The following is a 26,060-nucleotide window of genomic DNA, read 5'->3' as shown; positions in this document are numbered from 1 at the left end:
ACTAAGCGTCCATTGGGTTGAAAGATGGCGGACATGCTGGCCTCATCTGGAGTTGCGTAGAAGGGCTCCAGAGCGGAGGGCCAGCATGTCCACCAGCCTCCTGTACCACGCCTTCGGCGTCCGCGGCTACCAGTACATCCGCACCGTCTACGAGGCGGGGCGGGTCCGCTTCGCCATCCGCCAGCCCCGCAAGGCCTTGCGCTGCTCGGCCTGCGGCTCTCGCTCGCTCCGGCCCCGGGGGGCGGTCGAGAGGCTGTTCCGCGCCCTGCCCATCGGCGGCCGCCCGGTGACGATCGACTTCGCCGTGCCGCGCGTCGGCTGCTCCGATTGCGGGGCCATCCGCCAGGTCGCCGTCGGCTTCGCCGAGCCCCGACGCTCCTACACCAAGGCGTTCGAGCGCTATGCCCTGGACCTCTCGCGGCACATGACGATCCGGGCCGTGGCCGAGCACCTCGGCGTCAGCTGGGACGTCATCAAGGACATCCAGCGGCGCGACCTGCAGCGGCGGTTCGCCCGGCCGAAGCTCGGCCACCTGAGGCGGATCGCCATCGACGAGATCGCCGTCGGCAAGCGGCGACGCTTCCTGACCGTCGTGCTGGACCTGGGCAGCGGGGCGGTCGTCTTCGTCGGCGAGGGCAAGGGCAGCGACCCCTTGGAGCCCTTCTGGTGGCGGCTGCGTCGGACCAAGGCGAAGGTCGAGGCGGTGGCCATCGACATGTCGCCGGCCTACCGCCGCGCCGTGGCCGAGCACCTGCCCGGGGCGACAGTGGTCTTCGACCGCTTCCATGTCGTCAAGCTCTTCAACGAGCGGCTATCCGACCTGCGGCCGTCGCTGCACCGGCAGGCCACGGCCGAGAAGAAGGCGGTGCTCAAGGGCTCGCGGTGGCTGCTGCTGAAGAACCCGGAGAACCTGGACGCGCAGCGGGACGAGGCTGCCCGGCTGGCCGAGGCGCTGAGGCTCAATCGGCCGCTGGCGGTGGCCTACTTCCTCAAGGAGGACCTCCGGCGGTTCTGGGGCCAGCCGGGCAAGGCGATGGCCGACCGCTTCCTGGAGGGTTGGATCGGCCGGGCGCGGGCCTCGGGGGTCGCGATGCTGGGCAAGATGGCCGACACGCTGGAGGGGCACCGCGACGGCCTGCTGGCCTACTACGACCACCGGATCAGTACCGGGCAGCTGGAGGGGACCAACAACAAGATCAAGACGCTGAGCCGGCAGGCCTACGGCTTCCGCGACCGGGAGTTCTTCAAGCTGAAGCTCCTGGCGATCCACGAGGCCAGGTACGCGTTAGTCGGATGAGCCAAAGATACTGTACCGCACTTTTCAAAATTAAAATAGCTAGAGATTTGCAAATAGGAAATTTCTGATCTCAGCCTCTTCACCGAGCCTGGTCCCGCCATTTATGGATGGGGAACGTACCTCTCATTGCGATCATCACTGGAGTTCAATCCAGGAGCTACCTGGGCTCACGAGTCCGAGGCCTTACTGGCTCCAGCGGTCCGGCCAGCCCTGATCGCGCAATTCCCATACAGAGAATAAGTTACGTCAGATGCCATGGCGACGCCGGCACGCTGGTCGCACATGTTTAGACCGAACTGCGCCTGGTGTGAACGGAGGACGTCCAGGCCGAACCATCAATTGCATGAACGCAAACAAATGGATCTAATCCAATTGCTTGTTCCCCCTGGATCTCTTTGCGGTCTGTTTTCCCGGCACTTTCCGTTTCTGCGTGCTGTTTGCCTCCTTGCAATCGTCGCCACAGGCCACTTCGCCTTCATGCCTTTTGGTAGATCTGCCGTCTTCGGAAGCGAGTCTCAAACGGCCAACGATACCATCCCAGAATTCTTGCCAGCGACCGAAGTTGCGCGTCAGCGCACGAAGCGTGAGTAATGCCACGCTCTGGCTCACCCCCAATTTGTTTCTCGCCTGCCTGAACCTGTCTCCAAGCAAGGTCCTGGCCAGATCAGCCGTCGACCCAGGAAATTCCAAGAGCATCGATGCATCTTTTTGTGAGTAATTAAGGCGTCCGTGAGTTACATGCTCGTGCATCCGCTGGCGGATCTGGAGGATCGTCTCCTTTCCTGAAGATGTCGTGGCCTTGCTTTCCCAGCGACCGAGTCTTCCAAGTATGTCGTCGAATACGCTTTGGTCCTGATGGAATCGTTCTCTCAGCCCCGATAACCATTCGCTACGTTGCTGTGCTTCGTCCTCTGGAAGATCGGCAGCAGAGGCCCGCGCGAGATCGTCGATCACGCTGTCCGGGTCGACGAATTGCGAGTCCACGTGCCTGGCGAGAAACTCGGTGCTCCAATCCTCTCCCCCGGAGACGCCAACGAACCGAGTCATGGGGAAAGCTGTCCGGATACGTCCTAGTTCGCGATGCACCTGCTCCACGAAGGAATCGGGGCCCGGACCAACAATCCCTGCAAAATAACAGGAAAATCTCAACTCATTATTTATGTCATACATGCCAATTGTGCCGAGTGCCGCCCTCGGCGTGCCCCGCCCTGGCGGGGCCATCTCTGCGGACCCAATGGTCACAAGGATCGTCTTCACCGTGGCATCGACATCCGGGAGTTTGTAGCCTTGCTTCGGATCCGAGGCGAGGGCGATCGAGGCAACAACTTCGCTCAGACGCAATGCCATTCCACGCGAGAATATTCGCGCATGATTTTTTTCCATATCATCCTGGGTTTTCGACGCTCCGAAATCCGCGTACTTTGAGGAGATCATCTTGGCGAATCGTGGCGTCGAGCTCAGGATGATCGCCGCCCGCTCGTCCAGCGGGCAAATGATCGATCCGCCTGCCGAATTCTGGTAGATGTGACGCTCGAGGGGAATCTTTCCATAGGGGCACTCGAAGATCTTCAGGACTCGGCCCTTGCTGGTATAGTTGACCCCGCCACGCTCCATCGGCTCGCCCGACGTGTCGAATCGTTTCAGGGCTTCCTCAGTCGCGACGACACCCGCCTCATTCAGGGCCCTGAGGATCGCCTCCTCGTCGTCGAGCAAAGAGCCGGAGCCGGTTCCAACATCGAACTCGAATTGGACGATGCGAGTCGAACCCCTTCGGTCGACGATCTTGGCCCTCATGGCGTGAACCTCTTGCGAGCTTGTGTCGGACTACAGAAAACGGGTGACAAAATTCTTGGCGCGTTGCCGGCCCCCCGCTATGATGAGCCTGCCGGCGTCGAGGCCGGCTGACTAGCGACGTCCGAGAGCGTTTCTCATACTCAGCAAGGACCTCCAAGGTAAGCAGCAACGGCAAGCGGGCCCGCGAGGGAGCAGATGGCCCGCGGCATCCCCCTGCGCTCATTCCGCGAAGTCGCACCCAGTCCCTCCACCAGGCGACGCAAGCCATGTATCCGATGCCATGCTCCAGGCCCGCAGTAGCGGGTCTGTTTCGGGGTCCGCACCCCGGGGACAACCCTCCTCGTACGCCCACGATACCCGCCGGGCCAGCCCGTTCACAAGCGATCGAAGACGGCCGAGCAAGGGCAGTAGGTCCCCGCCTTATCCGGTCCTGGCACGCGGCTTTCTGTTCGGCTCCTGACCGGAGGGAGAAGGCCGGTCTCGAATGCAGACGACCGAGCAAGTGGGGACGCTTCGAACCGCCCCCGCCCATGGCGATCCACAGAGGAAGCCCAGGGCTCTCCCTGGCATCCGTTGCCGCTCGACACGTCAGTAGTCGGGCCTGTTCCTCGCACCGTCGCTTCCCCCGACGAGGATGAGCGGAGGACGAGCCCCGCTCGTTGACACGACCCACACCGCGTGGACGGGACCGTCGCACCGGTGACTGATGTCCATCACGACGCCTGCTCTGGTGAGTCGGACGGCCGCCCTCCCCGTCCTCCACGAGGCGGTCCCGTCTCGACGGACCATGACCGCTGCGTCCGTCCGCGGGCGTCGGCGAGCCACTTCCCGTGAAGCCTCCGACGAGGTCCGAGTCACCTCGAGGATCGTCGTCCGCCGCCGATCGCGGGCGGGAGGCCGCCCCACGGTTCTGTTTCGAAGGTACGCGCACTTCCGACGCCAGACTGGATCCCGGCGGCGTCGTCCGGTGCCTCATCACTGCCCCAGGATTGATCGAACGCGAAGGAGTTCATCGTGATTTTCCCCGAGATTTCCGCACTCCGCGAGGCCGCGGCGCGACTGGGCATGAGCCCCGGCGATGCGGAACGACGACTCGCTGAGGTCCGGCGATGGAACGCCCTGGTAATTGGTTTCCATCAGAATCGGGCCCACCGCCTGGCCCGCCACCTGTTCCTCCTCGGGGGGCCCTCCCCTGCCGACTTGATCGACCAGCAGCTTGAGCAGTTGCGGAGCCGCATCCTCCTTCTGGGAGGCCCGGCGGTCGCGGCCACGGCGACCGGCCTCCTGGAGGCCGGGAGGAGATTGCAGGACGCGACGCAAACGGCCTGGTTCGCCGAGTCCTCGGCCGGGGCTCGCCTCCGATGCAGGGACCGGCAGAACGGCCTCGTGCCCGATGCCGACTCGGAGACTATGTATCAGGAGCTCATCGTCCTCTCGATCGGCTTCCTCGGAGAGCTCGACGCCAACGTGTCCCGGGCCGTGGGCATCTTCGGAACCCTCGAGCATTTCCGCGCGCTGGGCAGCCTGCTCGACCAAGGGCTCAGGCCCCGGATCGCCCCCGACTCGGTCACGATCGATTGCGATCCCCTTCAGCCCTGTGCCGTCCCCGCCACGCAGCGATGGCTCGGGGACGTGATCGCCCTTTGCGAGGCCCGGTTGCCCTGGATCGGTTTGCCGACGGTCATCCTCGACCTCGAGGCCTGTCCCGATCGGCTGGGCCGAGGCCAGCCCTCCCGGGTCATCCGGACCATCCTCACGACCGTCGCGGTGGAACTCCTCCGCGACGGGGTCGTCCGGTCCGAGCAGGCGTCTCAACCTGCCGGTGAGGGGGGGCGGGACGCGATGGGTTCCCTGGCCGACACGTCGCAGGAGATCGCCGTCGTTCCGCCCCCGGAGAACATCGGAGGTGAGGGGGAGGCCGCCCGGGGAAGCCCCGACGAGGTGATTTCCAGGCCGCCCATCCCCGGTCCGGCTACCCCAGGGAAGGCCCGGGAGAAGCGCCGCCGGCTCTCCCAGGAAGAGACCGAGCAACGGGTCGGTCCGTATCTCGAAGCCCAGATTGGCCGCGGAAACTGGCCATCGATCCGGCAGGTCACACGCGCCACGGGCACCGCACAGGGGACGGTCCACAAGACGGCCGCATGGAGGACCTACACCGCGGAGAAGCAAGAGGTACAGCGGCTCCTTCCACGGACGAATCCTGAGGTCCCCACGGTCAGGATCACCCGGGAGATGAACGAGGCGCTCCGCACGGACGCCCCCGGCCCCGCGACGCTCTGCGAGTTGGATGACGAGCTCGATCACCATCTCCGGCGAACGAGCGGACGAGAGGCGTCGGGCCACCTCGGACTCCCGCTGGAGGAGCGGATCGAGATGAAGAAGCAGCTGCTCATCCGCGAGCTGGAGTCGAAGTACCTCGAGGAGAATCCCTCGCTCGAGCCCGAGTACCGCTCGATGAGCAGGGAGGTCCAGTTCGAATACCTCCTCGTATATCAGGACCACAAGCGGGATTTCGACGAGTCGAACCTCGAGGAAGGCCGCCGCACCCGGGGTCATCGACGAGGTCGAGTGGATCCCGAGAAGTGAACAGCACCTCCCCCGGTTCGAACGGCCGAATGTTCGAGGGCCGTCGTCGCGACGGCCGACATCAACGGAGGAGATCATGAGCCAGTACCGCAGCGTCTCCGACGCGGCCCGGGAACTCGGCGGGCGCCTCGGCGTCGCCATCCGGCCGAGAGACATCACGGACCTCTACTACCTGCGTCGGCTGCCGACGGAGCAGTGCCCCGTCGTGAGCGGACGCAGGCTGATCCCGGAGGATCACCTCCCCCTGATCGCGCAGGCCCTGCGCGATCGGGGGCGGATCGCCGGGATCCCGGGGGTGACGCATCACGGAGACCCCGCCCGCAATTGAGGCACGGCCGGGGCCGCCCCAGGCACCGGCCCGCTCCCCCGGCCTGAGGGCCGATCCCGCCCGGATCACGCCCCTCGAGCCGGACCGCATCGAGACGCCGATGGCGATGTCGCCATCGCCCAGAGAAAACGACCGAGGAGGGCGACGATGCCCAACGAGATGATCCGATTCCGAGGGAACGCGACCGAGTTAGATCAGATCTGCCGCATAGGGCAGATCCTCGAGAGGAGCGGGTTCTTCAACGACATCCGGGACGTCGACCAGGCCGTGGTGAAGTGCCTGGCCGGACTCGAGCTCGGCGTCGGGCCGATGGCCTCGATGGCCGGCATCCACGTCATCCGCGGCAAGGTGGTCCTCAGTGCCAACCTGATGGCCACCTGCATCCGCCGACACCCCGATTACGACTTTCGTGTGCGCGAGCACACCGATTCGGTTTGTACCATCGAGTTCCTCCGCCGCGGGGAGCCGATCGGGGCCTCGACGTTCACCATGGAGGACGCCCGCCGCGCAGGTCTGGCCGGCGGCGAGAACTGGCGGAAGTACCCGCGGAACATGCTCTTCGCCCGCGCCCTCTCCAGCGGGGCGAAGTGGCACTGCCCCGACGTCTTCGCCGGGCCGGCCTACCTCCCCGACGAGCTCGACGCCGTCGTTGACGGCGAGACGGGAGAACTCGTCTCCGTCGCGAGCCCGCCCGCGATGCCGGTCGGGGCGGCAATGGCACGGGCGCTGGAGGAGCTCCTCCGGCGGAAGGGGGCCGATCGCGACCGGCTCCTGGACCACTACGGGGTCGGCGACCTGGCCCAGCTGGGCGCCGACCGCTACCGGGACGCCGTCCGGGCCCTGGAGGCCCGGCCGGACGTCCAGACCGACCCGGCGGGCAGCGTGCCCGTCGCCGACCACTTCGACCAGGACGAGGACTGATTCCCATGTACGCAGAAGGACTCTACAGGGGCAAGGTCGTGAGCTGGGGCTGGACCGAGTCGAGCAACGGCCACGACCTCTTCCAGATGACGTTCTCCGTCACCGGCCGGGTCGACCGGAACGACCCTGACGGCCCGGCGGAGCCCGGCGAGCCCGGCCAGCGCCGCTGGAGCCTCACCCTCAGCAGCGAACAGAACGCGAAGTGGCTGGCCTCCAACGTCGAGTCGCTCGGCTACGACCGGCAGGACTTCGCCGGCCTCGACCCCGAGCAGGAGGGGGCCTTCAACTTCGAGGGCGTCGAGCTCCTGGCCACCTGCAAGCACGAGGAGTACCAGGGCTCTCCGCGCGAGAAGTGGATGCTCTTCGTGCCCCGCAGGTCGGTCCCGCTGTCGCGCGACCGGGTCAGGTCGATCGACGATCGCTACGGACACGTCTTCGCGGACAGGGACGCCCGCCGGGCGGCGAGGTCCGCCTCCTCCCCGCCCACCGCCCTCGCGTCGGCCGCGACGGGCGACGACCTCCCCTTCTGAACCGGCACCCGTAGACACCCACGATGCGACACCTCAAGCGGTTGCTCGCGAGGCTGGAGGGGGTCACCCGGACCCCCTCGGGCTTCCAGGCCCACTGCCCCTGCCCCGGCCACGACGGCCGGGGCGATGGGCTGGTGGGCGACCGGACCCCCTCGCTCAGCGTCGGCCTGGGCGACAACGGCCGGCTCCTGCTCCATTGCCACGGCGGCTGCAAGGCCGACGCGGTCCTGGAGGGGATTGGCCTCGGCTTCGACGACCTCTACCCGGATGACGATGCGACGGAGGACGCCGACGACTCCGGGGACGGGCCCGGGCCGGCCCTGGCCGTCGCCCGCCCCGCGCCGATCGACGCCGATCCGGCGGAGCTCGACCTTCGCGACCGGGTCTACCGGGACCTGCTCGAGCGGCTTCCCCTCGCCGACCGGCACCGCGACGCCCTCCGCGCCCGCGGCCTGACCGACGAGCGGATCGACCGCAACGCCTATCGCTCGCTGAGCTTCTTCCAGGCCCGGCAGGAGGCCCTCGGTCCGCTGCGGGACCGGTTCGGAGAGGAGCTGCTCCGGGTGCCCGGCTTCCGGCAGGGCCGCTCGGGCATCGGGCTCGCCGCCCTGCCCAACGGCCTGCTCATCCCGGTCCGCGACGCGGCCGGCCGGGTCGTGGCCCTGAAGATCCGCCGCGACGATGCGGCGGGGGGGCCGAGGTACCTCAGCTTCTCGGGCGGCGACGGCCCCAGCAGCGGCGCCCCGCCGCACGTGCCCCCGGGCGTGGGCCCGGCCCCGGTCATCCGCCTGACCGAGGGGGAGCTGAAGGCCGACGTCGCCTCCGCCAGGGACGGGCTGCCCACCATCTCCGTGCCCGGCGTCACCGCCTGGGCGGCGGGGATCCCGCTCCTGCGGGAGCTGGGCGCGGAGACGGTGCGGCTGGCCTTCGACGCCGACGCCCGCACCAAGCCCGGCGTGGCCCGGCAGCTGCTCGACTGCGCCACGGCGCTGGCCTCCGAGGAGTTCCTGGTCGAGCTGGAGCGCTGGCCGGCGGAGGCCGGCAAGGGGATCGACGACGTCCTGGCCGCCGGCGGCGGGACCGAGGTGCTCGCGGGGGCGGCGGCGATGGAGGCGATCCGGGAGCTCGTCCCCGGGGACCCGCCGGCTCCCGACCCGGTGACGGCGTCCGGGGACGAGGAAGGCCTCGCGGCCGATTCCCCGGCCAGCGGCACGCTCGAGGTGGTCGCCACCACGGATCCGGCCCCGGCCGGGGATCCGATCACGGTCCGGATCCCCGGCCCCCGCCGCTCCTTCCCCCTGGAGGTCTTCCCGGGGATCGTCGCCCGCTCCGCCGCGAGGCTGGCCGGGGCGATCGGCTGCCCGCACGACTTCGTGGCGATGGCCCTGCTCACGGTCGCCGCCGCGGCGATCGGCCTCAGCCGCGTCCTGGCCCTCAGCCGGAACTGGTCCGAGTCGCCGGGGCTCTACGGCTGCATCATCGGCAACCCCGGCACGGCCAAGTCGCCGGCCATCGCCTCGGGCGTCCGGGTCGTCTACCGCCTCCAGCGGCGGCTGGACCAGCAGCACCAGCGGGACCTGGAGGCGTACGAGGTCGCCCTGGCCGAGTACGAGGAGGCGATCCGGGCCCGCAAGGGCCGATCGCGCGGCAGGGACGCGGGCGACGACTCCCGGGGCGAATCGCCCCCGAAGCCGACCCGCCCCCAGCCGGCCCGGATCATCACCTCCGACGCGACGGTCGAGTCCCTGGCGCCGATCCTGAAGCAGAATCCGCGCGGCCTGCTGATGCACCGCGACGAGCTCCCCGGCTGGGTCCGCTCCATGGACCAGTACCGCGGCGGCAAGGGCAGCGACCGCCAGTTCTACCTCTCGGCCTGGTCGGGCCAGGACGTGATCGTCGACCGCAAGGGCGACGGGACGCGATCGCTCTACGTGCCGGAGCCGTCCCTCTCCGTGCTCGGGTCGATCCAGCCGGACATGCTCGGCGAGCTGGCCGACGCCCGGTCGCGGCAGGACGGGTTCCTCGACCGCCTGCTCTTCTGCTACCCGGAGACCTCCGTCGGCCAGCCCTGGCCCGACGGCCGGCTCCCCCGGGCGGTGATCGAGGGCTGGGACCGGACCGTGCGCCGGCTCTACCGGCTCCGCCAGCGCGAGGCGGACGACGGGACCCTCCGGCCCCGGGTCGTCCGGCCGAGCCCCGAGGCCCTGGACGTGCTACGGGCGTGGTGGGACGGGCACCTGGCGGAGATGCAGGCCCCGGGGTTCGACCGCGAGCTGCTGGCCGGGCCGTACTCCAAGTTCCGGGCGCACGTCTGCCGGCTCGCCCTGGTGATCCACTGCCTGCGGCACGTCTGCGACGGGGCGGACGGGCGGGTGCTCGACGCCGAGAGCGCCCGGCGGGCGACCGTGCTGGCCGACTACTTCAAGGAGCAGTGCCTCCGCGTCCACTGCCGGCTGCGGGTGGCGCGGGAGGACGCCCGGGCCGAGGCGATCCTCGGATGGGTCCGCCGGCACGGCGGGAAGTGCTCGGTGCGGGACCTCTGCCGCCAGCAGGTGGCCGGGATCAAGAAGGCCTCCGCGGCCAAGAAGGCCCTCAGGGACCTGGAGGACCGCGGGATGGGGCGCTGCACCGTCCACTACTCGGGCAAGAAGGAATCGATCGCCTTCGAGATGCACCAGGATGTCGGGCGGGCCGAGGAGGCCGCCTGACAACCTTTCCTGACGCAAGCGTCGACTCTGCAGAGAGTTAAGGCGGTACCGGCCAGGTTGTCGGTTGTCGGGTCGAGGGATGGGTGGAGTCCGACCTCCGTCCGCGTCCCCGATCGGCGTCCGGAGATGAGCTCGACGGCCCGACAACCGACAACCTCCGAGCCGGTGACACAAGTCGTTTCTGATATTCGGCCTGCGCCGCGGGAGCCGCCCCGACAACCCGGCCCAGCGACCCGACAACCTGCATCACGGGCGACGGGCATCGCCCGGACGCCCCGTTCCATGACCGGAGAATCACATCGATGATCGCCCCGCACCGGCTCGCCCACGTGACCATCGGCGAGCGGACGTTCCCCTGCGAGCGTCCCTGGGACGCCCGCCCCCTCGAGTTGCGGCCGCGGTGCCCCTACATCGCGTTCGACACCGAGACCACCGTCGTCGACCTGCGGCGGGAGGTCCCGCAGCTCGTCCTGGCCTCCTTCTGCTCGGGCCGCCGGCAGGGACTGCTCCATCCCGACCAGATCGGGCCCTTCATCCTCGCGCACCGGGAGGCCCGCCTCATCGCCCACAACGCCGCGTTCGACTTCTGGGTGGTCGATCGCCATCTCCGCGAACGGGCCGAGGAGGAGGCCCTGCGGTCCTGGTGGAACCTCTGCGACCGGGGACGCCTGCACTGCTCGATGACGCTGGACATGCTCATCCGGCTGGCCGAGGGCCGCCCCGGGAAGGGGGGCGGCGACCGGATCGAGCCGCGCAACCTCGCGGAGGTCGCAGCCGAGGTCACGTCGCTGCGAATCACCAAGGAGGACACAGCTCGAACGAGCTTCGGGGAGATCCTCGGGGCCAACTGGGAGGGGATCGACCAGCGGTTCCTCGACTACGCCGTCCGGGACGCGATCGTCACCTACCCGACCTACCTGTCCCTGTCGGCGACGGCCGAGCGGCTCATGCGGGGGCACGGCTACGCGCCGGACGACCCGGGCGACGAGCGGTCCTCCATCCGGCCGGACGCCGTGCGCTCCTTCGGCCTGCTGAGCGAGGCCGTCCAGGTGAAAGGGGCCATCGCCCTGGCCGCGATCACCCGCAACGGCATCGACCTGGACGCCGGGCGGGTCGCCCGGCTGGAGGCGGAGTACCGGGGCCAGCTCGACACCCTCCACGAGCAACTGGCCCGCGACTACCCGGGCCTCTTCCATGCGGATCGCGAGGGCCGGCCGAGGATAGGCGGGAAGATGGGCCTCCCGTCGGTCAACCAGAAGGGCCTCCGGGAGCACCTGATCCGGGCAGCCCGGCAGGCCGAGTCGGCCCGGGGCCGGGCGATCGAGATCCCGTTGACCGACCGGGGCAAGCAGGTCTCGACGGCGGCGGCCGCCTGGGCTGAACACGCCGAGGACCACCCCCTCTTCGCGACCTGGGCCCATCGCGAGCAGCTCAGGAAGATGCTCGAGTTCTTCGGCCGCCTCGGGGCCGGGCGGGTCCACCCGCGCTACGACGTGCTCAAGCGGACCGGCCGGACGAGCTGCTCGGACCCCAACGTCCAGAACCTCCCCCGCAAGGGGGGCGTCCGCGAGCTGTTCCTCGCCGGCCCGGGCCGCCTCCTGCTGATGTCCGATTACGCCGCGGTCGAGTTGCGGACGCTCGCCGCGACCTGCCTGGCCCGCTACGGCTCCTCCCGGCTCGCCGAGACGATCCGCGCCGGGATCGACCCCCACTGCTACACGGCCGCCATGCTGCTCGGCCTGCCGCTGGAACGCTTCATGGCGCTGGCCGACGCGGACGACGAGGTCGAGCTCGACGGCCGCCGCCAGGTCGTCCGGGGCCATCACTTCCGCCGGCACCGCCAGGATGCGAAGGCGGTGAACTTCGGCGTCCCCGGCGGGTTGGGGGCCCGGGGCCTGGTCGACTACGCCCGCGCCAGCTACGGCGTGGAGCTGACCGTCGAGCAGGCCGAGGCCTTCCGCTCCCGGCTCATCCGCGAGGTGTATCCCGAGCTGGAGCGCTACCTGGCCGACGAGACGATGGCGGCCCTGGCCCGCAACCTCGGCACCCGCGAGGAGGAGTGCTGGGAGGCCCTCGACCGCGGCGGCCGCCGCGAGCCGAGCCTGCTCCGCGGCGTCGAGAACCTGGTCAAGGGCCGCACGCAGAAGCGAGACGGTACGCCCTACAACGAGCGCTGGGTCAGCGACGTCTGGGAGACGCTCGCCGACCTGGACCGTGGCGGCGATCCCGGCCTCTCCCGGCTCCTCGCCGACCGCCAGGCCGGGCCCAGGCTGCACCGGCGGCTCTTCGGCCGTCCGGCGGTCACGCTGACCGGCCGGATCCGCGGCGGCTGCTCCTACACCGAGGCGTGCAATGCCCCGTTCCAGGGCCTCGCCGCCGACGGGGCAAAGTGGGGGCTCTGGGGCCTGCTGAAGGCGGGCTACCGGACGGTGGCGTTCATCCACGACGAGGTGCTGGTGACGCTGCCCGACGAGGGGGGCCACGTCGCCGAGGCGGAGATCCGTCGGGTCGAGTCGGTGCTCCGCGACGCCATGGCCTCGGTGCTCGTCGGCGACATCTCCATCGCCTGCGAGTCGTCACTGGCCGACCGCTGGACCAAGGAGGCCGGGATGGTCGTCGTCGACGGCAAGGCCCGTCCCCTACCTGCTCCCGCCGTGGCCGGCGAGGCCCCGCAGACGTCCGCGGAGCCCTCCGCGGCGTGACCGCGACATCCTGTCGCCGGCCGCCGTTCCCCTCCATCGACCCGGGGATGGTACCGACCTCGATCGGGCCGATCCCCGGCCGACATGCCCCACGATCCTTCATCACCGAGGAACCGACCATGCCGACCCTCTATCTTGACCGGACCTTCGAGCTGTCCCCGGACGGGGACACGCCGACGGTCGTCTGCGAGCCCCGCAGGAGCGTCTCCAGGGGGTGGTGCGCCCGCATCACCCTCGACCCCGTCGACCCCTACGGCCTCTGGCGTCGCGTCTACCTCGAGAGCTGGACCGCCCGGCAACCGGAGCGCCTGGTCGAGCTCCGCGTCTTCGAGGGCCTGGGGCCGGGCATCTACGAGGCGAACAGCACGAGGACCTCGAAGAAGTCCCGGTCGGTCTACTTCCGGGTGGGGCCCGCCGGGGACATCACGATCCTCGGGACCGATGGCCAGCAGGACGTGGTGATCGCCCAGCTCAACGGGATGACCGCCGGGGAACTGGAGGCGGCCCGTGCCTCCAGCCCCGGCCCGGACGGCCTCCCCCGGCTGCAGGGCACCCCCAAGCAGGTCGCGCAGGCCCTGATCTACCGGGGATATGTCCTCGACTTCGTCATGAAGGCGGGCGATCCCAGGCTGGTCGATCGCGTCCTGGCGATCCGGGACGCCTCCTGGTTCTTCGCCGGGATCAACAGGACGATCGACGCGCTGCGTCACGAATTGCTTGGCCGTGGACCGGAGGTACCTCCGCGAAACACGAGCCTGATGGATCTAAGGGGATTGAAAGGACAAAACTCTTCCGTATCCTGAGACCTTCGCACCAGGAGATCAAGGAGATACGCAGATGCGGCCCAGCCCCGAGATGATCCCCGTCCTCATCGATGCCGCCAAGGCCCTCAAGGGCAGTCCGAAGCGAGTCTTCATGGCCAAGACCGTCGCAGCGATGGGGCGGGGTGGACAACGCTGGGCCCAGGAGCATCTCGGCTGGTGCCGGGAGACCATCCGCAAGGGCACGCACGAACTCCGCTCGGGCATGACCTGCGTGGACGCCTTCTCGGCCCGCCGTCGCAAGCCCGCCGAGGAGCACTTGCCCCGACTCCTCGATGACATCCGCAGCATCGCCGACGGGCAGAGCCAGGCCGACCCCAAGTTCCAGACCAAGGGGCTCTTCACCCGGATCAGTGCCGCCGAGGTCCGACGCCAGTTGATCGCCACGAAGGGCTACACCGACGAGGAGTTGCCCACCCAGCAGACCATCAACACCAAGCTGAACCTGCTGGGCTATCGCCTCTCCAGGGTGGCCAAGTGCCGCCCCCAAAAAGAGTCCCGCAGACCGATGCCATCTTCGATCAACTGAAGGCGGTCAACCCCGAGGCGGATCGGGCCAGGGGCACCCTGCGGCTCTCGATCGACGCCAAGGCGACGGTGCATGTCGGCCCCTTCTCACGGCGGGGCCGGAGCCGGACCGGCACGAAGGCGGCGGATCACGACTTCAAGCCCGTGGCGACGCTGACCCCCTTCGGCATCTTCCTGCCCGAGCACGACGACCTGTGGCTGTACATGGCCCGGTCGAAGGTCACCAGCGACTTCATCGCCGATCGCCTGGAGCAATGGTGGGAGGGCGTCCGCCTGCGGTTCCTGCGGGTCAAGACGCTGGTGATCAACCTGGACAACGGCCCGGAGAACCACAGCCGGCGGAGCCAGTTCCTCAAGCGGATCGTGGCCTTCGCCCGCAAGTATCGCCTGGTGGTGCAGTTGGCGTACTACCCGCCGTACCACAGCAAGTACAACCCGATCGAGCGGTGCTGGGGCGTGCTGGAGATGCACTGGAACGGGTCGCTGCTGGACTCGGTGGAGGCGGTGTTGGGATTCGCCCGATCGATGACCTGGAAGCGGAAGCACCCGGTGGTCAGCCTGGTGGAGACGACCTACGCCAAGGGGGTCAGGCTGAAGCCCGAGGAGATGGAGGCGTTGGAGGCCGAGGTGATCCGCCTGCCGTCGCTTGAGAAGTGGTTCGTGAAGATCCCTCGTAAGCGAGGCAGGCCACGGAAGACGTAGCTTCTTTCTGGTGCCTAACCCGATCGGAGGCCCTCCATGGCCGGTCGGAAACCACCGATGCGGAGGGCTCCAGCCCTCCGTCGGCACGGAGGGCAACCGCGCATCCCGCCGGCCCCATCGCGGACTGGCCGCATCCCGCAACGACGATCAGGGAGACGCAACGGAGCGGCCCGTCGTGCCCCACCGACTCCTCGACGAGCAGTCGAGGGTCGAGTCATCAGGACCTGTTCCAGGGACCGACACGGGGGCGGGGCGAGGGCCCTGCGGGCCGGGAGGTCGCCGGCCCGTCGCGCGACTCCGGGTCGACGAGCTTGGACAATGTCGGCGAGGATCCGCGATACCCCGGCCGGAAGCGGCGACCGAGGCATCTCGTCATCCGGTACACGAGCAAAGGATCGATCCCGACGCCGATCGAGGACCACGACCGGAAGGTGAGCCCGGCCATCGAGGCCCCACCGCGAGTGGTGCCGACCGACCGCTCCTGAAATGCGGTCACCACGAGGACGATCGCCCGCCGCGGCGTCATCCAAGCCGGGCACGGCGATCGGCCTCCTCGGCGGGTCGTCCATGGACCACGGCGGGAATCCAGGGCCGCGGCCTTCAATCGATCACGATACGTGCCGTCCCGTCGTCGACCTGCCGACCATCCTCCCCGCGGCCCCAACCCCCGGTTCCGGAGCACCTTCATCCCTCGCAGGATCACCGATGGACGCAGATGAGCCGATCGATCCGCTGCTCGACCTGCACCCCGACAGCCCCTGGCGGAGGCCCGACTGGCGCTGGTTGCGTGCCGGCCAGCTGCAGCACGAAGGGCGACGGCCGAGTCGGTCCGACGACGCCTGGACGCGGCGGTCCCTCCGATACCGACGGGCGGTCGATCGCCATGGAAACCCCACGGGGCGGTCCCCCGGGCGGATCGACCCTACGATCCATGAGGCACGCTGCATTCAGGCCGGGCTCGCCCGCACACGATCCTGGGAACTCGAGGCACGCCTGCTGACAGGACAGTCGCCCGCCACGATCGCCCCGGCCTTCGGCGCCTCCCCCGCCACGGTCGAGGCGTATGCGGCGCTCTTCTTCGACGTGGCCGATCTGCTGGACGCCCCCGACGCGATCGCCCTGATCGTGCTGCCGGGGCTCCATCTCGATCGCCGGATCCAGGATCCCGGGCTGCTGGCGAGGGCCTACGGCTACTTCGGCGGCCCCCTCCTCCTCGAGCAGGTGCTCGCGGTCCTCGACCGGATCGGGGACCCGGGTGCCGGGCCCGGGGCTGATCCCCCTCCTCCCGACGGGCTGGAGAATCTGGTCGAGCTGGCGATCGCGGCCCGGTCGCTCCCGGACGACCCGGCGACTGCCCTCGCCCTGTTGCGCCTCGGGAAGGCCTTCGCCGAGGTCGAGCGTCGGATGGCGTGGGGGGCGGCGTCGCCGCTCCTTCAGCCCCTGACGGTGTCCCCGGGGTTCCTCCTCCGCTCGACGGCTCCGGCCTCTCTCGCGCCGGCGACGTCCTCTCCGATATCCACCGATCCTCGAGGGGATGGTCAGCTCGACGGAGGCCCGACGAGCCCCGACGGGGGGTCGGCCATCGCGGGGAAGGTGGAGGCGGTGAGTTTGCCAGGGCATCGCCGGGCAGCGACACCGGCCGCCCGATCGAGGGCGGTCGGATGATCGTGGCGCTCGCCATGGGCGTGAGCGGGCCTGATCGGATGAGCGGCAGCTCATGATAAGATCGGGATTGGCAACCGGGTGCCGGTGACCTGGACGCCCCCTTGCGGAGGTTGCACAGGATGGGATGGGAGTTCCGGGGCGGGAGCGGCCCCTACTACTACCGGGCGAGGAAGATCGGCGGGAAGGTCGTCCGCCAGTACATCGGCCGGGGGCTGGCCGGCGTCCTGGCCGAGCGGTTCGACCGCCAGGAGCGGGACCGCCGGGCCGCCGAGTCCGGGGCGCTCCGCGCCGAGCAGGCCCGGCTCGAGTCGCCGGAGCGGGCCATGCGGGCCCTGGACGACGTCACCCTCCTGCTGGAGGCCACGCTGCTGGCCGCCGGCTACTACCGACACGACCGAGGACGATGGAGGCGGAGGAAGCATGGACGCTGAGCGATCATCCCCGGGTGGCGAGCCGCCCGCGCTCGCGACGCTGCGGGAGCTGGTCGGCCGGGCTCGCCAGGGCGACCCGGCCGCCCTCCCGCTGATCCGGGACGTGCTGGAGGAGAACCCCCGGATCTGGATCCACCTGGGCGACATCGCCGCCCATGCCGAGCGGGCCTGGATCGAGCTGATCGCCGGGGACGACCCGGCCCTGGGGGAGTCGCTGGCCCGGCGGGCCGAGGCCCTGAAGGCGGAGCTGTGCGGCCCGGATCCGACGCCGCTGGAGCGGCTGCTCGCCGAGCGCGTGGCGGCCTGCTACCTCCAGCTCGGGTACGCCGACGCGTCGTATGCCCGGTCGCAGGGCTGCTCGCTGAGGCAGCTGGAGCACGCCGCCCGGCGGCAGGACCGGGCCCACCGGCGGTTCCTGACCGCCGTCGGAGCGCTGGCGACGGCACAACGGCTCCTCCCCGCCTCGATGCCCGAGGGGCGGGGATCGATCCCCGCCGACACGCCAGGGCCTCTCCGGGCGGCACTCGAAGCCCCGCAGAGGTCGTCCGACAACCCCACCGAGTCGGGAGGCGCCTCCTCCCATCCGATCGAGCCGATCCCCGGCTTCCCCCGGATCTACCCGGCCGCGGAGTCGCCGGTGCAGGACGGAAAATCTTCACGGCGGTACGGGAACGACGAGAAGAGCCCGGGAGCGAACTCGGCCTGATGGCATGAAGAGAGCCGTTGCCGGGAGAGGAGGGTCGGGACCGCCGTGCCTCCCCGGGATTCGATGACCGTCGGGGTCGGGCCGTTCGCGCCGGGAACTGCGAGGCACTCCCCGTCCGCATGGCTCGTGCTCGATCGGCCTGGTGCGAGACCCGGGACGGGCCCCTCCCCGGGAGTCATCGCGGACAGATCCCGCGCCTCCCTGACCGTCACAGGTCTGCCCGGATCGAAGAACCTCACCTGACAAACCGTAAAAAAAGGAGCCACTCTTCATGAATGCGAGTGTCCTTGTTCGCTGCCTCTTCCAGACGGCCGAGACCATCGTCATCGGGACGGTGCAGGCCCTGATCCTTGCGGAGCTGGGGATGGCCCTCCTCAATCTCGTCCGCCGAGCCTTTGCCAGATGATCCTGGGGATGACCGACGATCGGCCCCGGCAGGGATGGAACCAAACGACCTCGATGAAGATCCAGGATGAGGGCTGCCCCACCCAGGCACGAAGTCCAGATCGGGGCCGACGTCTGGCCGACGATCGGGGCTCCTCCGGGGCGAGGCCATCGCTCCTCAGGCCCGGGGCCCGGGCCGGCGGGTCGCCCATGCCCGGCCGAGGGCCTCGGGCCAGGAATCTGGCATTCGGCGGCAGAGATGACGATCAAGGCGATCGGGCTCACGATTGGACCGATCAGGTTGTCCCACGCGTCTCAGGGACGCCGCGCTTGCAGCAGGAAGCAACGCTCGGACGAGAGGCGATCCGGTCTCCAGACCTCCTCAGGCCATCGGAAAGAGCCTGTTCACCGAGGTTGTCGGGTAGGAGTGGACCGCCACCCGACAACGCCTGGCGACGCAAATCTCATGCTCGAAGGCGGTTGCGCAACTGCCCTCCAGGTTGTCGGGTGTCGGGCCATCGGGAAAGAATATGGGGCCGCGACGCCGTGCGACGCTGGTTCGACAGGTCGCTCTCGCGATCCCGTCGCCGTAGGAAAGAACCGGAGGGCCGGGGCGGCGATCCCTCCGACGAAGCGACGATACCCGGACCGGGTGAAGGCCCTGGCGAAGGGCCTCAGCAGCGCTTGCTGTCCACTCTTCTGCGGGGGACGCCGCCCTCGAGCGCTGACGCCCTGGCAAACGGCCGACGCCCTGGACATGGACGTGATGCTCGACGGCTTCCGGCGCTTCGTTCTGGCCGGATCGACATCCTTCGCGGCCCCGTACCCGGAAGAGGAGCCCGGGCTGGGCGGGTCGGTGCTCATCGACCTCGAGGACGGCTGCTTCCAGGAATGCTCCGGCACGCTGGAGGTGACCGACGTTGACGGATTAACGATGAGCGTCGCGTGCGAGAATGGGCACAGCTTCGAGATGGAGCACGACGCCTTCGACGCCGGGTTCGAATACGTCCTCGAGTTCCTCTCCCGGCGGGACTCCGGATAGCCTTCGAGAGTGATGTCCCCAGGCTCGAGGGGCTTCTCGCACAGAACATCGATGGCCACGATGACCACCTCATCCCCATGGACCGCAACGCGGACCGAGAGCATCGCTTCCGATGGACGCGGAAGAGGGCGTGTCTCTGTGTCCGGGCCCGAAGGCAGCGGACAGAGCCGCTCGGGCGGTTATAATCTAGGCGGCCGGCTCCGAAGATGAGAGCCCGGGCCGCAGGAGCCCACGGGCGGTCAATTCTCTTCGTCCACGTTTCTGGGGAGGTGACGTGTGGGGGCTTGGGGGGAAGGCCCGACGGACAATGACACCGCGCTCGATTGGCTCGATCGCAGGGTCGAGACGCCGCTCGCCCTGACGATCAAGGACACGTTGCAGGGGTATCTGGACGGCCGGATGGAGCCCGCGCAGGCCGAGGCCGCGATCGCCCTGCTCGTCGACTATTCCTCGGGCCCGGGCGGACAGAAATATCTCCAGATCAACCTCGCACCTGCCGCCGAGGCGGAGGGCCTCTGGGGGCTCGCCGCCGATGTCCTGCGGGCGCTCATGGCGGATGAGGGCTGGATGGGCCGATGGATAAGCCGGCAGGCGAAGGTCGACGTCCTCCAGGACCTGCTCGGGGAAGTCGAAGAGCACGGGCGGTCGAAGTCCCTGCAGGGCCCGTGAATCCCGGCTCGGCGCGGGTGATTTTCGGCGATCTCTGCCCCGGCGTTGACGCCCGCGCTCGCCGCTTCGGGGCGCACACTTCACCGACCCACCAGGAGTGGTCTCGTGACAGAATCGGTAACAGAGCGGCGGATCGCCGTCGTGCTCCTGAGCGGCGGCCTCGACTCGGCGACGGTACTCGCGGAGGCGAAAGCGGCGGGCTTCGAGCCGTACGCGCTGACGGTCCTCTACGGGCAGCGTCACGCGGTCGAGCGCGAGGCGGCCGGCCGGGTCGCTCGCGCGTTCGGGGTCGCTCGTCACCTCGAGCAGGAGATCGATCTCAGGCCCTTCGGAGGGAGCGCGCTCACCGACGCGGCCCTCGAGGTCCCGAAGGATCGCCCCGATGATGCGATCGCAGACGGGATCCCGATCACATACGTCGCCGCTCGGAACACGATCCTCCTGAGCCTAGCCCTCGCCTGGGCCGAGGCACTCGGTGCCTACGACATCTTCACCGGCGCGAACTGCGTCGACTACAGCGGCTATCCCGACTGTCGCCCCGAATACTTCCAGGCCTTCGAGGCGCTCGCCAACCTGGCGACGAGGGCCGGCGTCGAAGGGAGCGGCCGCTTCCGGGTCCACGCCCCGCTCCTCCGGTTCTCGAAGGAGCAGATCATCCGGCGCGGGCTCGAGCTCGGCGTCAACTACGGCCTCACGCACACCTGCTACGACCCGGCCCCGGACGGCCGCTCATGCGGGAGGTGCGACGCCTGCCGCGTGAGGCTTGCGGCCTTCGAGAGTCTCGGCATCCCGGATCCAGTCCCTTATGCGAGCACCGGTTGATTCCACGGAACGAGCGACAGGGGCGAAGCGAGAGAGTTCACCTCAGACGCCGCGTGCGTTCGGCTCCCAGATGTACTTGTGGAGCTGCAATTGCAGGCGGACGTTCAGGCCGGAGTCGAGGAGCCATTCGGCCAACACCGCGGGATTCACCGGGCCGAAGACCGAGCTCAAGAGGACCGTGAAGCGACGGTCGAGGCCGTGCTCGCGGATCGCGGCCACGGTCCAGTCGAAGTCTTCCCGCGACGCGATCACGAACTTGATCTGGTCCGTCGGCTTCAGCCAGCCCAGGTTCGACCACAGGTTGTTCTCGCACTCCCCGCTACCGGGGCACTTCAGGTCCATGATGATGTGGACCCGCCGATCGACCCGCTCGACGGGGACGGTCCCGCTGGTCTCCAGGAGGACCGTCTCTCCGGAATCGGCCAGGCGCGTCATCAGCTCATGCGACTCCTCCTGGAGGAGCGGCTCGCCTCCGGTGAGTTCGACGAGCGGACATCCGTAGCCGATCACCTCCCCGACGACAGCGTCTAACGATAACACCTTCCCCCCCCTGAAGGCATGCGGGGTGTCGCACCAGACGCAGCGAGCCGAGCAGGCGGTGAGGCGGACGAAGACGCAGGGCAGCCCGGCGAAGGTCGACTCGCCCTGGAGGCTCCGGTAAATCTCGTGGACCATCAGGCTGCCGACCGGCTTCCCCCGAAGCGCATCCAGTCGGTGGTTCTCGACTACCGGAAAGAGCATCTCGACCTCCCTGTTCGCCCGCATCTGCCGCGGCGTGAAGGCGGAGCACGCCGCGGGCGGCCGACGCTCAATGGGCGAGTAGATTCTCTTCGGCGGCCCGGTTCCACACCCGGGCCTTGTACTGGACGAGCAGGTAATTCGAGAGCAGCTGGATATCGCGCGGCGTGTTCTGGATCTCGTTCCATTTCCGCTGGATGCCGGGCCCGAAGTCCCAGTACCCGTCGGTCCAGCGGCAGGCCTCGCGGAGCGGCTCCAGGTCCCGGCGGAACTGCTCCTCGCCCGGCACGCCATGCCGCCGGTAGCGGTCGGCGATCGCGTCCATCACGAACCCGACGCTCACGATCCCCGCCCCATGCATGAGGCGGGACCGGCGCGGCGAAATCCCCCAGGCGTCGCGGAAGACCTCCGCCGCCGCGCGCCAGAAGGCGTGGAGCACGCCCAGCATCGCCTCGACATCCGCCTCGCCCTCCCGATCCCCGGCCTGGAAGCGGTAGAGGACGCCATCGGTCAGGCTGTTCTCGAGCATCTTCAGGACCGAGTTGTCCTTGATGAGCCCATCCCCGACCGTCGGCGTCTTGATGAGGCCTCGGAGCGGCGAGCCGGCGTCGTGGTTCAGCCGATCCACGAGCAGGGCGGGGAAGCGCCTCCCCTGGAGGAGCGACGGGAGCTTGGCCCGCGTGTTCGGGAGGAGCTCGTAGATCAGGCCCTTCGGGAGGGGCTTGGTGGAATTGACCAGGATGAACTGCTCCCGCTGCTCCTGCTCGTCGTCGGTGACGAACGCCACGACGCAGATTGGGAAGCTCTCGATCTCCGCCTCGCGGATGGCCGCGATCCGCTGCTGGCCGTCGACAATCCACCCCGGCCGGTCCGCCTCGGCGAGATCCGGGTCGAGCGGGATGACGAGCGAGCCGACCCGCGAGTATCCCCGCCCTTCCGATCCCGACGCCGCCCCCGGCTCGAACCGCACGCGGCGGTCGAAGGCGACGACGACCGCGTTCGGGATCATCGGGTCGCCGGCCTCGAGGTAGTCGCGGATCTCGGCGATGTGGGAGAGCACCTCGGGGCGCTGGTACCCCCGGATCGCAGCACCGTCCGCCCGCCTCACCCGCGACACGGTGGTGAAGCGGGAGAGGAGTTTCCCGTCCACCGCGAAGCTGTAGAGCGTCCGCGAGGGCCCCTGGCGGACCTCGATGGCGGGCAGGCGGAACTCCTTCGTCGCGTCCTTCGCCCGCGCCGAGCCGTTTCGTCCCTTGTGAGTCATACGGTGCCGACCCTCCTCCCGCGTGCGGGCGAGCCTTCGCTCTCCCGCTGGACTCTCTGGTGGAAGACGTAGAGGTTGTGGAACCCGCGCCGCCTGTTCCGTTCGGCGCCGCGGAAGAGCATCACGTGGATGCCGATCCGTCGGCAGATCTCGCAGGGGCACCGCTTCCAGGGCTGGTCGCTGAGGATCTCGCGATAGGCCTTCGCCCGGTTCGATCGTTCGTCGTGGAGGCCCTCATAGGACTGGATCGCGGCCAGGGCCTCATCGGCCGTGCACCGCCCGCCGTCGAACCCGTTGAGGACGCCAAGACAGGCCTGCTCGAGCCTCCGCGCCTCCGCCTGGTCGACCGCACCCGACGCGATCCTCCGGCGGAGCTTCGGATTGCCGTCGACCTGGGGCACGCGGATCGCGCAGTACGTGCGGTCGAGCGTGTAATAGTTGTCCTTCTCATCCTTGAACGCCTGGCGGAGCGGCGAGGTGCTGTCGAAGCTCACCACCCCGAGCCGGGAGAAGCGTGGGATGTGATCGATCCGCGTGACGCCCAGCAGATGGATCTGCGTCTCCGGCCGCCTCACCTTGTCCACCGCCTTGAGGCAGGAGAGGATCTCTGGGGTCTTCAGCGGGACCATCCCGCCGAGCGCAATGTAGCGATAGCCCATCTGCTGCAGCTCGCCGAACGCCTCGGCGTACGAGCGGGGGCTCCAACCCTGAGCGATCCCGACCGGCACGAAGCGGCATCGCTGGTCCCGATGGAGCCGCAGGAACTCCTCCGCGAGCTCGAGCGTGATCCGCTGCCGTTCCCTCCATTCCTCGGGGACAACGTCCAAGCCGCTCAACGTCTCGTCCAGACCGGGCTGGAAGGCGAGGATGATGTGATCGACCGAGAGGCCGTAGTCGAATCCGCAGTTCGCGTAGAAGTCGATGACCTCCTGGACGGAGAACGGCGGCCGCCGCTCCTTGACGTAGGAGAATGCGCCGCAGTCGCCCATCGTCTCGATCGGTCGGCCTTCGAGCCGGAAGAACGAGCGGACCCCCTGGCGGAGGAGGCGCTGTCGCTGGGCGATCGTATAGCGGCCCCCGTCGGAGCCGGTGCCGTCGACGATCCCCTTGGAGACGAGCATCCCGTCGTAGGGCGGCGTGGCGAAGACCTCGTGCGGGTACTCGTCGTGCTGCTGTCGGATCCTCGTCTCGGATCGCTTCTCGGTCAGGAAGTCGAACGACGGGTCGACGAGGTCCTGGCTGTCCGGGAAGAAGAACTTCATGCCGCACCCCCTCGGCCACGGAGGTACGCGCGGACGAGCAGGTTGGAGAGCAGCCGGAGGTGCTGGGGGACGTTCTGGATCTCTCGCCACTCGAGCTGGAGCTCCTCCCACCGGCCGGAGGTCCACCGGCAGATCGGGACGACGGGCCTCAACTCCTGCTCGATGCGCTTGCGGAGGTTCCTCTCGCCGGGGTGGAAGCCCGCCATCACGCGGTCCATGAGCCGGCCCATCGCTCGGATGCCGGTGCCGTGCATCAAGCGGCTGCGAGACGGGGGCTTGCCCCAGGCCTCGGGGAAGCTCTCGCGGACGGCGGACCAGTAGGCGACGAGGATGCTCCAGATCCCGTCGAGGTCGCACTCTCCGGTCGAGATGTTGTGGTACGGGAAGAGGCATCCGGCGGGGGTGCCGATGCTCTCCTCGAGCATCATGATGAGGGACGCATCGGCCACGACGGTTGACTTGGCCTGCCTGTCCGCCTGGGACGTTCGTCGTATGAGGCCGCGGAACGGCGACGACCGCTCGCGATCGAGGAGGTCGCAGAGCGAGGAGGGGAGGCGTCTCCCCGCGAGCTTACGAGGCAACGGGCCGGATACCTCGGGCAGGAGTTCGCAGATGAGCCCGCGGGGGAGCGGCTTGGTGTTGTTCACCCGGAGGAACTGGTCGCGCTGGAGCGATACCTCGTCCGCGATAAAGGCGTTCACCGGGACCGGCCAATCCGCCCGCTTCGACTGCATCAGCGCGAGGGCACGCTGCTGGCCGTCGACGATCCAGCCCGGCCTCGCCTCCCCATCTCCGGGGAGCGGGATGCAGATCGTGCCCGTTGATGCCCCATCGCTCCCGCATGCCCCGTGCCCCGGCTCGAAACGAACGCGGGACGTCAGGGAGATGATGATGGAATTCGGGAACAGCACGTCGTCGCCGTCCAGGTACTCCACGATGTCCCGGACGTGCCGCCTCACCTCGCCCCGTTGATAGCCGAGGAGCGTCCCGGAATCGTCCCGGTTGATGCGCGAGATGTCGGCGACGGCGTGCAGTTCGCGCGCGGTCAGGCTCATGAGGTAGAGCGGGTGCCTTCCGTTCTGCTCGACCCGCAACGCCGCCTTCCTCAGCACGGGATTCCTTTTCCTAGGCACGGCCCTCTCCCTCCACCTCGCGGAACAGCCTGCAGAACCGCGAATGTTCGCAGGCCTTGCCCCCATCCCGCAGACTGCGCAGGAGGGGAGTCGGCCGCGCCGCCGGCTCCGCAACGAGGGCCTCGCGGACGTAGCCTCGGACTTCGTCGTCGCTGAGCGGGGAGCGGTCGTAGGTCTGGTACCGCGGGAGCCGCTCCTGCTCCCGCCGGAACAGGTCCTTCAGCGCGGAAGTTCTGATCCCACAGCGAGCTGCGTTCTGGAGCGCGAAGCGGACGCAGCGGACATTGAGCGACCCCAGCGCCCCGCCGAAGGTCCTGCTCAGGCGGGCATCGCACGGGATGAATGAGGCGGCGAGCGTTGGGTGCGATGCCGAGCGCGCGCCCGCGGAGAAGACGGCCAATCGCTCGTGGTCGTCGATCAGCGTCGCCGCGGCCAGCAGGTCCTCAGAGACCGCCTCGAGGTATTGAGCCGACGCGGCCACGAGCAGTATACTGTGTGGTTGATTCCGTGCGAGCTCTGCGATGGTCCTCGGCTCTCCCGGACCGGGGCCCTCCCATAGGGCTAGGTGCGCCCACCACTTGCGCCTCGCTGCGTTCGGATCGACATCGACGATCCCCCGGTCCACGGCATCCGGGTGATTCGCCGCGAAGGTCGCGGCGTACGAGCGAACCATGCCGTAAAATGGGATGAGGCCATAACCCGCCGAACAGATCCAGAGCGTTAGTCTTATCCCGCCGTCGTTCGCGATCTTCGGGAGCGAACAGGCCACATGCCAGTGGTCGCCGGCGTAGAGGTCCGCGACGGGGACGGGGTCAGACAGGTCGGCCCGCAGTCGTTCCACCCACTCGGCGGAACGTTCTGCAACGGTCGAACCAGGCACGGTGCGGAGCGCAAGTCCTGGCGCGGCAGGCACCTTTTTCCGATTCGTGCAGGTGATGAGGACGTTGACCGGCGGTCCCAAATCGACCCCTTTCCCCAGGACTTGGAACGGGAGGATGGTGCATCGTGATCAATCTTATGGGTCGAT

Annotated in this window: 22 protein-coding genes; 16 read left to right on the top strand and 6 right to left on the bottom strand. The window is 68.8% G+C overall.

Annotated elements, in window-relative coordinates:
• Positions 1-85 precede the first annotated feature (85 nt).
• Entirely contained in the window at positions 86-1,297 is a 1,212-nt protein-coding gene (locus ElP_RS26250) for an ISL3 family transposase (protein ID WP_145275258.1), read from the top strand.
• A gap of 363 nt (positions 1,298-1,660) precedes the next feature.
• Here the strand turns inward: ElP_RS26250 and ElP_RS38700 are convergent, their stop codons facing one another.
• Positions 1,661-3,091 (bottom strand): hypothetical protein, encoded by a 1,431-nt coding sequence (locus tag ElP_RS38700; protein WP_197446381.1) that lies wholly within the window; start codon positions 3,089-3,091, stop codon positions 1,661-1,663.
• A gap of 1,014 nt (positions 3,092-4,105) precedes the next feature.
• On the opposite strand from ElP_RS38700, the gene ElP_RS26240 reads away from it, so the two are divergent.
• From ElP_RS26240 to queC, 15 genes are all read left to right on the top strand, one after another.
• Complete coding sequence (locus ElP_RS26240; RefSeq protein WP_145275255.1) at positions 4,106-5,677, top strand: hypothetical protein; 1,572 nt, start codon at positions 4,106-4,108, stop codon at positions 5,675-5,677.
• Positions 5,678-5,753: 76 nt separating this feature from the next.
• The gene (locus ElP_RS26235) at positions 5,754-6,005 is read left to right on the top strand and encodes a hypothetical protein (RefSeq protein ID WP_145275252.1); all 252 of its coding nucleotides are present in this window, start codon (positions 5,754-5,756) and stop codon (positions 6,003-6,005) included.
• A 147-nt stretch (positions 6,006-6,152) separates the two neighbouring features.
• Complete coding sequence (locus ElP_RS26230; protein WP_145275250.1) at positions 6,153-6,926, top strand: hypothetical protein; 774 nt, start codon at positions 6,153-6,155, stop codon at positions 6,924-6,926.
• A gap of 5 nt (positions 6,927-6,931) precedes the next feature.
• The gene (locus ElP_RS26225; protein ID WP_145275247.1) at positions 6,932-7,456 is read left to right on the top strand and encodes a hypothetical protein; all 525 of its coding nucleotides are present in this window, start codon (positions 6,932-6,934) and stop codon (positions 7,454-7,456) included.
• A 23-nt stretch (positions 7,457-7,479) separates the two neighbouring features.
• Positions 7,480-10,164, top strand: a complete 2,685-nt coding sequence (locus ElP_RS26220; protein WP_145275244.1) for a DUF3987 domain-containing protein — start codon at positions 7,480-7,482, stop codon at positions 10,162-10,164.
• Between the two features lie 302 nt (positions 10,165-10,466).
• Positions 10,467-12,866: a DNA polymerase gene (locus ElP_RS26215; RefSeq protein WP_145275241.1), complete on the top strand. Its 2,400-nt coding sequence runs from the start codon at positions 10,467-10,469 to the stop codon at positions 12,864-12,866.
• Between the two features lie 119 nt (positions 12,867-12,985).
• Positions 12,986-13,669: a hypothetical protein gene (locus ElP_RS26210; RefSeq protein ID WP_145275238.1), complete on the top strand. Its 684-nt coding sequence runs from the start codon at positions 12,986-12,988 to the stop codon at positions 13,667-13,669.
• A 34-nt stretch (positions 13,670-13,703) separates the two neighbouring features.
• Positions 13,704-14,917 (top strand): ISAzo13 family transposase gene (locus tag ElP_RS41365; protein ID WP_390834704.1). Its coding sequence is split into 2 segments (ribosomal slippage): positions 13,704-14,181 and positions 14,181-14,917, totalling 1,215 coding nucleotides; the frame shifts between segments, so codons are not numbered across the junction.
• Positions 14,918-15,622: 705 nt separating this feature from the next.
• Complete coding sequence (locus ElP_RS26200) at positions 15,623-16,582, top strand: hypothetical protein (RefSeq protein ID WP_145275235.1); 960 nt, start codon at positions 15,623-15,625, stop codon at positions 16,580-16,582.
• A gap of 119 nt (positions 16,583-16,701) precedes the next feature.
• Positions 16,702-17,013: a hypothetical protein gene (locus ElP_RS26195; RefSeq protein WP_145275232.1), complete on the top strand. Its 312-nt coding sequence runs from the start codon at positions 16,702-16,704 to the stop codon at positions 17,011-17,013.
• Positions 17,003-17,719 carry a hypothetical protein gene (locus ElP_RS26190; RefSeq protein WP_145275230.1) on the top strand — a complete coding sequence of 239 codons (717 nt, stop codon included), beginning with the start codon at positions 17,003-17,005 and terminating at the stop codon, positions 17,717-17,719. Before ElP_RS26195 ends, ElP_RS26190 begins: the two co-directional genes overlap by 11 nt.
• Positions 17,720-17,990: 271 nt before the next feature.
• A complete protein-coding gene (locus tag ElP_RS40780; RefSeq protein WP_261344383.1) occupies positions 17,991-18,125 on the top strand; it encodes a hypothetical protein in 135 nt (44 codons plus the stop codon).
• 630 nt (positions 18,126-18,755) lie between these two features.
• Positions 18,756-19,145 carry a hypothetical protein gene (locus ElP_RS26185; protein ID WP_145275227.1) on the top strand — a complete coding sequence of 130 codons (390 nt, stop codon included), beginning with the start codon at positions 18,756-18,758 and terminating at the stop codon, positions 19,143-19,145.
• A 276-nt stretch (positions 19,146-19,421) separates the two neighbouring features.
• A complete protein-coding gene (locus tag ElP_RS26180; RefSeq protein ID WP_145275224.1) occupies positions 19,422-19,814 on the top strand; it encodes a DUF4259 domain-containing protein in 393 nt (130 codons plus the stop codon).
• A 105-nt stretch (positions 19,815-19,919) separates the two neighbouring features.
• On the top strand, positions 19,920-20,636 hold the full coding sequence (gene queC, locus ElP_RS26175; protein WP_145275221.1) for a 7-cyano-7-deazaguanine synthase QueC: 717 nt from the start codon (positions 19,920-19,922) through the stop codon (positions 20,634-20,636).
• Between the two features lie 42 nt (positions 20,637-20,678).
• Here queC and ElP_RS26170 read toward each other — a convergent pair whose 3' ends face one another.
• The 5 genes from ElP_RS26170 to ElP_RS26150 form a co-directional block, all read right to left on the bottom strand.
• Positions 20,679-21,377, bottom strand: coding sequence for a 7-carboxy-7-deazaguanine synthase QueE (locus ElP_RS26170; protein WP_231749266.1), 699 nt, complete (start codon positions 21,375-21,377; stop codon positions 20,679-20,681).
• A 67-nt stretch (positions 21,378-21,444) separates the two neighbouring features.
• Positions 21,445-22,638 (bottom strand): DGQHR domain-containing protein DpdB, encoded by a 1,194-nt coding sequence (gene dbpB, locus ElP_RS26165; RefSeq protein ID WP_145275214.1) that lies wholly within the window; start codon positions 22,636-22,638, stop codon positions 21,445-21,447.
• Positions 22,635-23,900: a tRNA-guanine transglycosylase DpdA gene (gene dpdA, locus ElP_RS26160; protein ID WP_145275211.1), complete on the bottom strand. Its 1,266-nt coding sequence runs from the start codon at positions 23,898-23,900 to the stop codon at positions 22,635-22,637. The genes dbpB (ElP_RS26165) and dpdA overlap by 4 nt, the downstream gene beginning before the upstream one ends.
• Positions 23,897-25,012 (bottom strand): DGQHR domain-containing protein DpdB, encoded by a 1,116-nt coding sequence (dbpB, locus tag ElP_RS26155; RefSeq protein WP_197446380.1) that lies wholly within the window; start codon positions 25,010-25,012, stop codon positions 23,897-23,899. The genes dpdA and dbpB (ElP_RS26155) overlap by 4 nt, the downstream gene beginning before the upstream one ends.
• Positions 25,013-25,025: 13 nt before the next feature.
• Positions 25,026-25,874 carry a hypothetical protein gene (locus tag ElP_RS26150; RefSeq protein ID WP_145275205.1) on the bottom strand — a complete coding sequence of 283 codons (849 nt, stop codon included), beginning with the start codon at positions 25,872-25,874 and terminating at the stop codon, positions 25,026-25,028.
• Between the last annotated feature and the right edge of the window lie 186 nt (positions 25,875-26,060).

It is taken from the genome of Tautonia plasticadhaerens (assembly GCF_007752535.1).
GTDB lineage: Bacteria > Planctomycetota > Planctomycetia > Isosphaerales > Isosphaeraceae > Tautonia > Tautonia plasticadhaerens.
The sequence above is the reverse complement of the archived record's forward strand: the minus strand, read 5'-3'. Positions and strand labels throughout refer to the sequence as shown.

Excerpts from the sequence above, each read along its gene's own strand:
- ElP_RS26250 (WP_145275258.1), top strand. The coding sequence starts at position 86 with ATGTCCACCAGCCTCCTGTACCACGCCTTCGGCGTCCGCGGCTACCAG.
- ElP_RS38700 (WP_197446381.1), bottom strand. The coding sequence starts at position 3,091 with ATGAGGGCCAAGATCGTCGACCGAAGGGGTTCGACTCGCATCGTCCAA.
- ElP_RS26235 (WP_145275252.1), top strand. The coding sequence starts at position 5,754 with ATGAGCCAGTACCGCAGCGTCTCCGACGCGGCCCGGGAACTCGGCGGG.
- ElP_RS26230 (WP_145275250.1), top strand. The coding sequence starts at position 6,153 with ATGCCCAACGAGATGATCCGATTCCGAGGGAACGCGACCGAGTTAGAT.
- ElP_RS26225 (WP_145275247.1), top strand. The coding sequence starts at position 6,932 with ATGTACGCAGAAGGACTCTACAGGGGCAAGGTCGTGAGCTGGGGCTGG.
- ElP_RS26220 (WP_145275244.1), top strand. The coding sequence starts at position 7,480 with ATGCGACACCTCAAGCGGTTGCTCGCGAGGCTGGAGGGGGTCACCCGG.
- ElP_RS26215 (WP_145275241.1), top strand. The coding sequence starts at position 10,467 with ATGATCGCCCCGCACCGGCTCGCCCACGTGACCATCGGCGAGCGGACG.
- ElP_RS26210 (WP_145275238.1), top strand. The coding sequence starts at position 12,986 with ATGCCGACCCTCTATCTTGACCGGACCTTCGAGCTGTCCCCGGACGGG.
- ElP_RS26200 (WP_145275235.1), top strand. The coding sequence starts at position 15,623 with ATGGACGCAGATGAGCCGATCGATCCGCTGCTCGACCTGCACCCCGAC.
- ElP_RS26195 (WP_145275232.1), top strand. The coding sequence starts at position 16,702 with ATGGGATGGGAGTTCCGGGGCGGGAGCGGCCCCTACTACTACCGGGCG.
- ElP_RS26190 (WP_145275230.1), top strand. The coding sequence starts at position 17,003 with ATGGACGCTGAGCGATCATCCCCGGGTGGCGAGCCGCCCGCGCTCGCG.
- ElP_RS40780 (WP_261344383.1), top strand. The coding sequence starts at position 17,991 with ATGAATGCGAGTGTCCTTGTTCGCTGCCTCTTCCAGACGGCCGAGACC.
- ElP_RS26170 (WP_231749266.1), bottom strand. The coding sequence starts at position 21,377 with ATGCTCTTTCCGGTAGTCGAGAACCACCGACTGGATGCGCTTCGGGGG.
- dbpB (WP_145275214.1), bottom strand. The coding sequence starts at position 22,638 with ATGACTCACAAGGGACGAAACGGCTCGGCGCGGGCGAAGGACGCGACG.
- dpdA (WP_145275211.1), bottom strand. The coding sequence starts at position 23,900 with ATGAAGTTCTTCTTCCCGGACAGCCAGGACCTCGTCGACCCGTCGTTC.